Source organism: Gryllotalpicola sp., assembly GCF_027352875.1.
Lineage (GTDB): Bacteria > Actinomycetota > Actinomycetes > Actinomycetales > Microbacteriaceae > Gryllotalpicola.
In genome coordinates, this window is the sequence record NZ_DAIEII010000070.1 from 1 (window position 1) to 11,571 (window position 11,571).

Below are 11,571 nucleotides of genomic sequence, written 5' to 3' on the forward strand. Positions count from 1 at the left end.
CTTCCTTGACCGCACATTACCGACACCTGACCTTGGATGACCGTGTCGAGATCGAGCAGCTGCTGGAACGGGGGTTGCCGCAGGCGGCGGTCGCGCGTCGTCTGGGCGTGCACCGCTCGACGATCTCGCGGGAGCGGCGGCAGAAGACGTTCCACGGGGTACGACGCGCTGAACCCGCTTCCGTAGGTGGAAGTTCTCGCGCAGCTGCGAAGGCGTGCGCTCGGGCTGAGTTCTGGGCGACACTCCGCGGCCGAGGCGGAAATGCCTGGCGCGCCGGCCGGATCTCAGCCCGAGCGCACCGACGCACCCGCACTTGGCGCCGACCCGGCAGGATGGATGCCATGACTGACAAGACCAAGCCCGAGATCGACGCCCCGGAAGGGCCGGCCCCCGACACGCTCGTCATCGAGGACATCATCGTCGGCGAGGGCACCGAGGCCGTCCCCGGCGGGACCGTCGACGTCCACTACGTGGGCGTCGGCTACGACTCCGGCGAGGAGTTCGACTCGTCGTGGAGCCGCGGCGAGAGCATCCGCTTCCCGCTCACCGGCCTCATCAGAGGCTGGCAGGAGGGTATCCCCGGCATGAAGGTCGGCGGCCGCCGCAAGCTCACGATCCCGCCGCACCTCGCGTACGGCCCGGCCGGCGGCCACCCGCTCGGCGGCCAGACACTGATCTTCGTCATCGATCTGCTCGGCGCCTGACACTCACTCCAGAAAACCTTGCCGGTCCTGATGCGCACTATCAGGTAATCTCAAGGTTCGAGAGGAGGTCGTTCGTTGACCACCTTGTCCGTAGTGATTCCGGTATTAAACGACGGTGAGATGCTTCGACGCGTCCTTGCGGATCTCGCCGCCCAGACCCGCCCCGCCGACGAACTCATCGTCGTCGACAACGGCAGCACCGATGACACCGGCGACGTCGCCCGAGGAGCCGGTGCGATCGTGCTCCTCCAGCCTGTCAAGGGCATCATGTCGGCCGCGGCGACCGGCTACGACGCCGCCACCGGCGATGTCATCGCCCGCCTCGACGCCGACTCCCGCCCATACCCCGACTGGCTCGAGCGCATCGAGCGGGAATTCGACTCCTCCCCGGCGATCGGCGTGCTCACCGGCCCCGGCGACTTTTACGGCGCGCGCGCCTGGGTGAACTGGATCGCCGAGCACCTGTACATCGGCGCCTATTTCAACGTGGTCGGGCCATGGCTGACGAACGTGCCCGTCTTCGGTTCGAACTTCGCCATGCGGCGCTCGGTCTGGCAGGAGACGAGCCCCCTGGTGCATCGCGATACACCGCACGTGCACGACGATCTCGACCTCGCACTCCACCTTCCGCTCGACGTCGTCACCCGCTACGACCACACGCTCCGCGTCGGGGTCTCGGCGCGTCCGTTCGACTCGTGGTCGGGACTCTGGCAGCGTGTCGCATGGGCCTTCGTCACCTTCAAGCTGCACTGGCCGGACGCCAGCCCGTGGGCCCGTCGGGCTGCTCGGCGGCGCCTCTTCCGTGCCGAAGCTGCAAAGAGGCAGGACTACTTGTCGCGCTGAGCGCTCTCGGCGGCGGCAGCTCGCTCGAAGAGCCGCAGCATGTCGAAGGCGAGTTGGTTCGGCGTCCTCTCGCACGGACTGTGGCCGGTGCGGTAGACCGCGAGCTCGGCGCCGATCTGGTCGGCATATTCGGCGTGCAGCGCGACCCGCCAGAGATCGTGCTCGCCGGTGGCGACGAGAGCCGGGATGCCGGAGTCCGCTACCGCCGCCCGGAGATCAGGAGCGTCGAGCATCGTGACCATCATGTCGTCGACGCTCTGGCGGCGGGTGACGCGCAGGCGGTTCACGACGAAGTCGAACCGCGCCCGGTCGACCTTGTTCTTGTTGGTCGTGATGCCCCAGCGCATGAGACCGCCCGCCTGGTGTGCCGTGAGGAACGGCGCGAGGAACCCGACGACCTTGACCCTGCGGAAAGTGTTGCCCACGGCCGGCGGGGTGGTGAGCAGCGTGAGGCTCCGCACCAGGTCGGGGCGCGTGGCGACGATCTGCTGTGCCACGATCCCGCCGTAGCTGTAACCGAGCACGTGCGCGGCATCGCCCGCGGCAAGGAAGGCAAGGACATCGGCGACGTGCATGTCGAAGTCGTAGCGGCCGGTCGCAAGCGACGGCCCGGCGTCGGCCGACTCGTACTGGCCGGCGAGATCGAACGTCTGCACGAAGTAGCCGGCCTCGGCGAGCGGCGGGGCGAGCAGGACGAAGTCCTCCTTCGAGCCGGTCGCGCCGGGAACGAGCACGACGCGCGGGTTCGCCGGGTCGCCGAGCGACCAGCCGGCGAGCGACCCGCTGGGTGCCTCGAATCGGAACGGCGCCGCAGCCGGATCGGGTGCGGCCCAATCGACCTCGGCGATCTGCGCGTCGAGGCCTTCGGCGTAGGCTCGGGTTTCGGCCAGACTCATCTGCTCACAGGACTTTACTCAGGATGCGCCTGACGAGTGAGTCTTTAGCCGCCGTGTACGGCGGCGAAACAAGCTTCATGGTGTCGGGCCTGAGGGGCTTCGAGAGCACCGCCTTCTCATGGCTGAACGTCGTCAGCGATCGCCTGCCGTGGTACGCGCCCATGCCGCTCGAGCCGACACCGCCGAACGGGAGACCGTGCACGCTCAGGTGAGCGAGGGAGATGCCGAAGCCGAGGCCGCCCGAGCTCGTTTCGGTGATGAAGCGGCGCCTGGTGCGCTTCGAGCCCGTGAACACGTAGAGCGCGAGCGGCTTGTCGTGCGCAGTGATGTAGGCGATCGCCTCGTCGACCCCGCTCACAGTGACGAACGGCAGGATCGGCCCGAAGATCTCCTGCTGCATCACCGGCGCGTCGCGCGGCACGTCCGCGAGCACGGTCGGAGCGATGTAGCGCTCGGACTCCTTGAGGACGCCGCCGCTGACGCGCGTGCCGGCTCCGAGCAATCCGGTCAGGCGAGAGAATTGCCGCTCGTTGACTATGCGGCCGTAGTCGGGGCTCGCGCTCGCGTCCTCCCCGAAGAGCGCGGCCGCCGCAGCGGCGACCAGGGGCGCCAGGCGATCCTGCACCCGCTTGGTCGCAAGCACGTAGTCGGGCGCGACGCAGGTCTGGCCGGCGTTGACGAACTTCCCCCAGGCGATGCGGTCGGCGGCGGCCGCGAGGTCGACGCCGTCGTCGACGAAGGTCGGAGACTTGCCGCCGAGCTCGAGCGTGACCGGGGTGAGGTGCGTGGCGGCCGCAGTCATGACGATGCGGCCGACCGTGCCGTTGCCGGTGTAGAAGATGTGGTCGAAGCGCTGCTCGAGCAGCTCGGTCGTCTCGGGCACGCCGCCCTCGATGACGACGACCGCCGACCGGTCGAGGTATTTCGGAACGAGCCCGGCGATGGCATCGGCCGTCGCGGGGGCAAGCTCGCTCGGCTTGAGCGCGACCGCGTTGCCCGCGGCGAGCGCCCCGACGGCTGGGCCCAGCAGGAGCTGCACCGGGTAATTCCACGGCGCGATGACGAGGACGACACCAAGCGGCTCGAGCACGACCTGCGACCTGGCGGGCAGGATCGCCGATGGCGTCGGCACGGTCCTGGGACGCAGCCAGCGGCGCAGGCCCCGCAGCACCGCGTCGATCTCCGCAATGGTGAATCCGATCTCCATGAACTGGCTCTCGGTGGGGTTCTTGCGCAGGTCGGCGTGGAGCGCCGCTTCGAAGGTCGGACCGTTCTCGGCGAGCATCGCCCGGAGCGCTTTCAGCTGCGCAATGCGCCAGGCGAGCGGCTTCGTGCGGCCGGAATCGAACGCGGCGCGCAGCCCGGCCACGGTCTCGGGGATCGTCATATCGGCAATCTAAGTCGGTCGCGGCCTAGTCTGGCGTGGTGACGGGCGTTCCCACCAGGCGCGGACGGGCGAGGACCTGGCTCCTCGAGGGGATGACGGACATCCGTGGAACCCACCAGGGGCCGCACGCGGAAGTCGCCGAGAAGACGCACTCCTGGTGGCAGGTCATGAGCCTCACGGGCGTCGACTACTTTTCGACCCTCGGCTACCAGCCCGCGATCGCGGCGATCGCCGCCGGAGTCCTCTCGCCGTTCGCGACGATCGTGCTCATCGTGCTCACCGTCGGCGGCGCGCTGCCGGTGTACCGCAAGGTCGCCGGCGAGAGCTTCAAAGGCTCGGGTTCCATAGCGATGCTCGAGCGGCTGCTGCCGTTCTGGTGGGGAAAGCTCTTCGTCCTCGCGCTGCTCGGCTTCGCCGCCACCGACTTCATGATCACCATCACGCTGTCAGCGGCCGATGCCAGCGCCCACCTCATCGAGAACTCCTACAGCCCGGGGTGGTTCCACGGATTGCAGGTGCCGATCACCCTGCTGTTCATCGCTCTGCTGGGAGTGGTCTTCCTCAGAGGATTCCGCGAGGCCATCGGCATCGCGGTCGTCCTGGTGGGTGCCTATCTGCTGCTCAACGTCGTGGTCCTCGGCGTCGCTGCCGCGCACGTCGTGGGCCAGCCCATCCAGATCACCGACTGGTGGAGCGCCCTCACCACCCAGCACGGCTCATGGCTCGGCATCGTCGGCGTCTCGCTCATCGTCTTCCCCAAGCTGGCGCTCGGCCTCTCGGGCTTCGAGACCGGGGTGGCCCTCATGCCGCAGATCGACGAGGCTCCCGGCGACACGCCCGACAACCCGGTCGGGCGCATCCGAGGCACCCGGCGGCTGCTCACCACTGCGGCCCTCATCATGAGCGTGCTGCTCCTCACCTCGAGCCTGGCGACAACGATCCTCATCCCGCAGGCCGACTTCCAGGCCGGCGGCCCCGCCAACGGGCGCGCCCTGGCGTACCTGGCCCATGCCTATCTCGGCGGCGTGTTCGGCTCCGTATACGACCTGTCGACGATCTGCATCCTCTGGTTCGCCGGCGCTTCGGCGATGGCCGGACTGCTCAACCTGGTGCCGCGCTACCTGCCGCGCTACGGCATGGCCCCGCAGTGGGCGAGCGCGGTGCGCCCCCTCGTCCTCGTCTTCACCGCGATCGCGTTCCTCATCACGTGGATCTTCGACGCGAACGTCGACGCACAGGGCGGTGCCTACGCGACCGGCGTGCTCGTCCTCATCACGTCGGCGGCGGTCGCGGCCGCGATCAGCGCGCACCGGCACCGGCAAAAGGCAGCGATGGTCGCGTTCTGGATCATCGCTGCCGTCTTCTTGTACACGACGGTCGTCAACGTCATTGAACGCCCGGACGGCGTGCGGATCGCGCTGCTGTTCATCCTCGGCATCCTCGTCATCTCGGCGATCTCTCGGGCGCGCCGGTCGTTCCAGCTCCGCGCGATGTCGGTCCGATTCGACGACGCTGCGCTCGCGTTCGTGAGCGAAGACGCCGACAGTCGCGACACGGTGCGGCTCGTCGCCCACGAGCCCGATGTCGATACCGAGCGGGAGTACCGCGACAAGGCGCACGATGAGCGGCGATTCAGCCACATCCCGGCCGGTGAGCCCATCATCTTCCTCGAGGTGCTGACGACGGATGCCTCCGATTTCGCCGAGGACCTGGTGGTCCACGGTGTGACGAAGTACGGCTACCGGGTGCTCCAGGTCGCGAGCAACGCGGTGCCGAACGCCATCGCATCGGTGATGCTGGAGATCCGCGACCAGACCGGGGTCGTGCCCAACATCTACTTCGAGTGGACCGAGGGCAACCCGATCTCGAACATGGCGAAGTTCCTCCTCACGGGCACGGGCGAGATCGCCACGATCACCCGCGAGGTGGTGCGCGAGGCGGAGCCCGATGCTAAACGCCGACCTGACGTGCACGTGAGTTGACGAACGCCTGCAGCCTCGAGTACACCGCGCGGGATTCCGGAAGCCGGGCGTCCTGCTGCCAGGTGTGCTCAGCACCTTTGGCGTCCCAGCCGTAGACGAGCACGTCGACGGGCACGCCGAAAGCCTTGGCGCGGTCGATGAAGTTGAGGTTCGCCCGGTAGAAGATGTCACGCTCGCTGGTGGTCACGAGCACGGGCGGGAACGACTCGTCGATCCACTCCAGGGGGGAGAGCCAGCGTGCCGCCTTGCGCAGCGAAGCCCCGCGGCCGCCGCCCGGGATCAGAATCCGCACGAAGCTCTCGCCCATGATGAACCCCCGCTCGAACACCTCGGAGAAGTCCATCGCCCCGCAGTGCAGTACCAGGCCGAGGATCTGCTCGCGGCGGATGGCGGGGGTGAACTGGTAGTAGTCGACGAGTTCGTCCCGGGATGTCATCGCGGCGAGCAGCGCGACGATCTGTGCTCCCGCCGAGTCCCCGCCGAGCACGATGCGCTCGGGGTCGCCGCTGTATTCGCCGATGTGGCGTTCGACCCAGGCGAGCGCGATGTCGAGGTCGAGGAGCATGTCGCGCAGGTGGAAGCGCTCGAAACGCCCTGCTCGGCGATAGTTGACGTTGACGACGACCATGCCGGAATCGGCTTGCACGGCGCAGTATTTCGTCAGTGGCGCCTTGTCCCCTGAGGTCCAGCCACCGCCGTGGACATAGACGTAGACGGGCAGCGCCCCGGGTGCATCCCGCGGCCGCAGGACGTCGAGGCAATGCTCGCGCATCCCGTCGCCGACGTAGTCGACGTCGAGCGTGTAGTCGACCGTCGTGATGGGCTCGGCGTTGAACCTGCGGTTTTCGAGGGGCGCAGCGGCCCCCATGGCCATGCGCCACAGCCACACCGGCACGGGGAAGAGCGCCTTGCGGCCGGATGCATTCACACGTTGAGTATGCGCAGCCGAAACCCAGTGCTCGCCGGGAGCGGGCTGTGCCCCCGCTGCACCGCGGAAATATTTAGCACTCTCCACCGTTGAGTGCTAACCTGAACGTAGTTGAGTCACCCCGACTCAACTCTTCAGTTGAACACGAAGGAGCTGATGATCTATGGCAACGCGCTTTGATCCAATCCGTGATTTCGAGTCGCTTGCGGGCACGTGGTTCGACCGTCCGGCCGGCCCGCGCCGCATGCCGATGGACCTCTACCGCGACGGTGACACCTATGTGCTGACCGCTGATCTTCCGGGTGTCGACCCGGGTTCGATCGACATCGACGTGGACGGGCAGCTGCTCTCCATCCGCGCTCAGCGCACCCTTGCCACCGGCGAGGGCGTGAAGTGGATGGTCCGCGAGCGCACCGGCGGCACGTACCTGCGCCAGTTGAGTCTGGGCGAAGGCATCGACAGCGACCGCATCTCGGCGGACTACGCCAACGGCGTGCTGAGCATCACCATCCCGATGAGCGAGAAGGCCAAGCCTCGCAAGATCGCCGTGACGGCGACCGCCGAGGGCGTCGAGCACGCCGTCGCAGGACACGGCCAGGCCGTCGGCTAAAGCGACAGCGCCGCCACCTCGCAGACACCCGCCGCCAGAAGGCCGGTTGTCCGCGAGGCGGCGGCCTCGCTATGCCCCGAGGTCGAGGAGCACCTTGCCGCGCACGTGTCGGCCCATGAGATGCGCATACGCCTCGCGGATCCGCTCCAGCGGGTACTGCGAGTCGATGGGCAGTTTCAGCTCGCCGCTCGCGACGAGGTCCGCGAGCCGCGCGAAGTCGTCCGGCGACGCCTGCTGAGCGCCCGCCCCGACGGCATCGCGGTACCCGCGCGCCGCGATCGTGTTGATGCGGCTCAGCGGAATGCCGAGTTCGAGAGCCGCGTCGATCGACTCCGGTCCGTGGTTGTCGAGCGCAGCCTGATAGCCGCCGGGTGCGGCCTCCCGCAGCCGCTCCACAAGCCCGTCGCCGTACACCACCGGCGTCACCCCGAGCGCCTCGAGGAACGAGTGGTTGGCCTCGCCGGCCGTGCCCACCACGCTCGCCCCCGCGCGCAGCACGAGTTGCGCCGCGAGGATGCCGACCCCGCCGGCGGCCGCGCTGACGAAGACCGTCTCACCAGGCTGCGGATCGATCGCCGCGACAGAGGCCCACGCGGTGCGGCCCGCGACGCCCAGCGCGCCGGCGAGCTCATAGGCGAGGCCCTCCGGCTTGCGGACCACGACCGAGCCGGGGTCCGCGATGACGAAGTCGCCCGCCCCCTGGTGGCGGATGGCCCCGAGCACCGCGTCGCCGACGGCGAAGCCCGTCGCACCCTCGCCGACCTCGTCGACATCGCCCGAGAAATCCTGCCCGACGCCCGACGGCAGGACGACGCCGTAGTCGCCGAGGCCGCCGAAGATCTTGTAATCGATGGGATTGAGGCCGGCGAAGCGCACCCGCACGCGCATCTGGCCGGGGCCGGGATGCGGCTCCGGCAGATCGACGACCTCGATGACGTCCGGACCGCCGAATCGGTCGTAGCGCGCGAATCTCGCCATACGGCCACTGTAGGCACCTCGGCTAGCGTTGTGGCGTGCCGGATTCCGCTGTCATTCCCCCTGTCGCCGCGAAGATCCCTCTCCGGCGCCTGCACCACGGCGACGCCGTCATCGACGACTACGAGTGGCTGCGCGACAAGGACTACCCCGAGGTCATCGCCCACCTCACCGCCGAGAACGCCTACACCGAGGCGCGCAATGCGCACCTCGAACCGCTCCGCCAGGCGATCTTCGACGAGATCAAGTCGCGCACGAAGGAGACGGACCTCAGCGTCCCGGTGCGCGAGGGCGGCTGGTGGTACTACTCGCGCTCCTTCGAGGGCAAGCAGTACGGCGCGAGCTGCCGTGCGCCTATCGCCGCGGCCGACGACTGGACGCCGCCCTCCCTCGCGGATGTCGCCGCCGACGAGCCGGCGCTGCCGGGCGAGCAGGTGCTCTTCGACTCCAACGTCGAGGCCGCGGGCAGCGACTTCTTCTCACTCGGCAGCTTCGATGTCAGCGAGGACGACCGGCTCCTCCTCTACGGCGTGGACGTCGAGGGCGACGAACGCTACACGCTTCGGATCCGCGACCTCGCGACCGGCAAGGATCTCCGCGACGAGATCCCAGGCACCGCGGCCGGCGCGTTCTTCACCCCCGACAGCCGGCACGTCGTCTACCTCACCGTCGACGACGCCTGGCGCCCCGACACCATGTGGCGGCATGAGGTCGGCACCCCCGCCGATCAGGACGCCGAGGTGTTCACCGAGCCCGACGAGCGGTTCTGGCTCGACGTCGGGCTCACCCGCTCCAAGCGGTACCTCGTCGTGTCCGCCGGATCGAAGATCACCAGCGAGGAATGGCTCATCGACGCCGCTGACCCGGCCTCGGAACCGCACCTCGTGTGGCCGCGCGAGGACGGGGTGGAGTACGAACTCACGCACGCCGTCGTGAAGGGCGAGGACCGGCTCCTCATCCTGCACAACAAGGGGGCGCTGAACTTCGAGCTCGTCGACGTGCCCGCCGACAACCCGCAAGCCGAGCCCCGCGTCATCCTGCGCCACGACCCCGCCGTGCGCCTCGAAGGGATCAGCGCGTTCCGGGACCGCATCGTCGTCGAGTACCGTCGCGACGGGCTCTCGCGTCTCGGCATCATCGAGCTCGACGCGGATTCCGGCTACGGCGAGCTCCGCGAGATCGCCTTCGACGAGCCGCTCTACGCGGTGCACGCCGACAGCAACCCCGAATGGGCGCAGCCGACGATCCGCCTCGGCTTCGGCTCCATGGTGACGCCGTCGACGGTGTACGACTACTCCCCCACGACCGGCGCGCTCACGCTGCTCAAGCAGCAGCCCGTGCTCGACTACGACCCGGCGCACTACGAGCAGCGCCGCGAATGGGCGACGGCGGGCGACGGCACCAGGATCCCGATCTCGCTCGTCTACCGCCGCGACCTCGTCGTGCCCGGAACGCCCGCGGCTCTCGAGCTCTATGGCTACGGCGCCTACGAATCGAGCACGGACCCGTACTTCTCGGTGCCGCGGCTGTCGCTGCTCGACCGCGGGGTCGTCTTCGCCATCGCCCACGTGCGCGGCGGCGGCGAGCTCGGCCGGCAGTGGTACGAAGACGGCAAGCTGCTCGCGAAGAAGAACACCTTCACCGACTTCATCGCCTGCGTCCGCCACCTCGTCGACGCCGGATGGACCGCCCCCGACCGCCTCGTCGCCGAAGGCGGGAGCGCCGGCGGGCTGCTCATGGGCGCGGTCGCCAACCTCGCCCCGGAGCTTTTCGCCGGAATCCTCGCCGGTGTGCCCTTCGTCGATGCGCTGACGTCGATCCTCGACCCGGATCTGCCGCTCTCGGTCGTCGAGTGGGACGAGTGGGGCGACCCGCTGCATGACCCCGCGGCGTACGCCTACATGAAGTCGTACTCGCCGTACGAGAACGTGCGGCCGGGCGTGAAGTACCCGCCGATCCTTGCGGTGACGAGCCTCAACGACACCCGGGTGCTTTACGTCGAGCCGGCGAAGTGGGTGGTGAGGCTGCACGAGCTCGGGCAAGACGCGGAACTCAAGATCGAGATGGTCGCCGGCCACGGCGGAGTGAGCGGCCGCTACAACGCGTGGAAAGAGCGCGCCTTCGAACTCGCCTGGCTGCTCGACCGGCTGCGCTTGGCGGACTGACGCACGACACCCCACAAGGCGGCGGCGCACTAACCGAACAGCAGTTTCGCCTCCTCGTACCGGTGCGGCGGCACGGTGTTCAGCCGCCTGGTCGCGTCCGTGATCGACACGTCGATGACCTCGGTGCCGCGGAGCGAGACCATGGTGCCCCACTGGCCGGCGTCGACGGCATCCACCGCGGCAAGCCCCAGCCGGGTCGCGAGGACGCGATCGAAGGCGCTCGGCGCGCCGCCGCGCTGCACGTGCCCGATGACGGTCGCGCGCGACTCGATGCCGGTGCGCTCCTCGATCATCGGCGCGATGATCTCCGCGATGCCGCCGAGCAGCGGCCGGTTGAACGCGTCGAGGCCCTTGTGCGAGTACGCCTCGTCCATGGTGGTGAGACGGAAGCCCTCAGACACGCATACCACCGGCGCCCGGCCGCGGTCGCGCACCTGTTGGACCCAGTCGCAGATCTGCTCGATCGACTGGGGCTGCTCGGGGATGAGAATGGCGTGCGCGCCGCCCGCCATGCCGGCGTGCAGCGCGATCCAGCCGACGTAGCGGCCCATGACCTCGACGACCATGCAGCGCTGATGCGATTCCGCCGTGGTGCGCAGCCGGTCGATGGCCTCGGTGGCGATGCCGACCGCCGTGTCGAATCCGAACGAGTAGTCCGTCGCCTCGAGGTCGTTGTCGATCGTCTTCGGCACCCCGACGATGTGCAGGCCCTCGTCGGCGAGGCGTCGGGCCGCCGTGAGGGTGCCCTCGCCGCCGATCGCGATGATGGCGTCGATGCCGTTCTCGTCGAGCATCCGCTGGATGTTCTCGGGTCCGCCTCTCTCGCCCTCGTACGGGTTGGTGCGGCTGGAGCCGAGGATCGTGCCGCCCTCCTTCGAGAGGCCGCGCACGCGGTGGCGGGGAAGGTCGATGAAGTCGCCCTCGACGACGCCTCGCCAGCCCCACCGGAAGCCGACGAACTGGTGGCCGTAGATCTTGTCGCCCTTGAGCACGGCGCCGCGGATGACCGCGTTGAGGCCGGGGCAGTCGCCGCCGGAGGTGAGGATGCCGATCTTCATGCCACTGCTCTCGTGGGGGTTCG

The 11,571-nt window shown here is 68.8% G+C and carries 10 protein-coding genes and 1 pseudogene; 6 read left to right on the forward strand and 5 right to left on the reverse strand.

The annotated features are described in order from the left end of the window. Positions 1 to 5 precede the first annotated feature (5 nt). The 3 genes and pseudogenes from M7D61_RS09890 to M7D61_RS08545 form a co-directional block, all read left to right on the forward strand. Positions 6 to 131, forward strand: a pseudogene (locus M7D61_RS09890) (helix-turn-helix domain-containing protein); the annotation flags it as partial. A 210-nt stretch (positions 132 to 341) separates the two neighbouring features. Further along, on the forward strand, positions 342 to 704 hold the full coding sequence (locus tag M7D61_RS08540) for an FKBP-type peptidyl-prolyl cis-trans isomerase (RefSeq protein ID WP_298229517.1): 363 nt from the start codon (positions 342 to 344) through the stop codon (positions 702 to 704). A 93-nt stretch (positions 705 to 797) separates the two neighbouring features. Next, positions 798 to 1,547, forward strand: coding sequence for a glycosyltransferase family 2 protein (locus tag M7D61_RS08545; protein WP_298229530.1), 750 nt, complete (start codon positions 798 to 800; stop codon positions 1,545 to 1,547). Here the strand turns inward: M7D61_RS08545 and M7D61_RS08550 are convergent. Together M7D61_RS08550 and M7D61_RS08555 are read right to left on the reverse strand one after the other, a co-directional pair. Beyond that, positions 1,532 to 2,443 carry an alpha/beta fold hydrolase gene (locus M7D61_RS08550; RefSeq protein WP_298229519.1) on the reverse strand — a complete coding sequence of 304 codons (912 nt, stop codon included), beginning with the start codon at positions 2,441 to 2,443 and terminating at the stop codon, positions 1,532 to 1,534. The two genes, M7D61_RS08545 and M7D61_RS08550, sit on opposite strands and share 16 nt — an antisense overlap. Before the next feature lie 4 nt (positions 2,444 to 2,447). Further along, positions 2,448 to 3,830, reverse strand: a complete 1,383-nt coding sequence (locus M7D61_RS08555) for an aldehyde dehydrogenase family protein (protein WP_298229520.1) — start codon at positions 3,828 to 3,830, stop codon at positions 2,448 to 2,450. A gap of 92 nt (positions 3,831 to 3,922) precedes the next feature. Between M7D61_RS08555 and M7D61_RS08560 the strand changes: the two genes are divergently transcribed. Continuing rightward, positions 3,923 to 5,812 carry an amino acid transporter gene (locus tag M7D61_RS08560; RefSeq protein ID WP_298229533.1) on the forward strand — a complete coding sequence of 630 codons (1,890 nt, stop codon included), beginning with the start codon at positions 3,923 to 3,925 and terminating at the stop codon, positions 5,810 to 5,812. Here the strand turns inward: M7D61_RS08560 and M7D61_RS08565 are convergent. After that, positions 5,781 to 6,740 carry an alpha/beta hydrolase gene (locus M7D61_RS08565; RefSeq protein WP_298229522.1) on the reverse strand — a complete coding sequence of 320 codons (960 nt, stop codon included), beginning with the start codon at positions 6,738 to 6,740 and terminating at the stop codon, positions 5,781 to 5,783. The genes M7D61_RS08560 and M7D61_RS08565 overlap by 32 nt on opposite strands. Before the next feature lie 163 nt (positions 6,741 to 6,903). Here M7D61_RS08565 and M7D61_RS08570 point away from each other — a divergent pair, with 163 nt between their 5' ends. Beyond that, positions 6,904 to 7,350: an Hsp20/alpha crystallin family protein gene (locus M7D61_RS08570; RefSeq protein WP_298229524.1), complete on the forward strand. Its 447-nt coding sequence runs from the start codon at positions 6,904 to 6,906 to the stop codon at positions 7,348 to 7,350. Between the two features lie 69 nt (positions 7,351 to 7,419). Here the strand turns inward: M7D61_RS08570 and M7D61_RS08575 are convergent, their stop codons facing one another. Then, positions 7,420 to 8,328 carry an NADP-dependent oxidoreductase gene (locus M7D61_RS08575; protein ID WP_298229526.1) on the reverse strand — a complete coding sequence of 303 codons (909 nt, stop codon included), beginning with the start codon at positions 8,326 to 8,328 and terminating at the stop codon, positions 7,420 to 7,422. A 35-nt stretch (positions 8,329 to 8,363) separates the two neighbouring features. Between M7D61_RS08575 and M7D61_RS08580 the strand changes: the two genes are divergently transcribed. Next, on the forward strand, positions 8,364 to 10,490 hold the full coding sequence (locus M7D61_RS08580; RefSeq protein ID WP_298229528.1) for a S9 family peptidase: 2,127 nt from the start codon (positions 8,364 to 8,366) through the stop codon (positions 10,488 to 10,490). Positions 10,491 to 10,519: 29 nt separating this feature from the next. On the opposite strand, the gene M7D61_RS08585 is transcribed toward M7D61_RS08580, so the two are convergent. Next, positions 10,520 to 11,548 carry a 6-phosphofructokinase gene (locus M7D61_RS08585; RefSeq protein ID WP_298229535.1) on the reverse strand — a complete coding sequence of 343 codons (1,029 nt, stop codon included), beginning with the start codon at positions 11,546 to 11,548 and terminating at the stop codon, positions 10,520 to 10,522. Between the last annotated feature and the right edge of the window lie 23 nt (positions 11,549 to 11,571).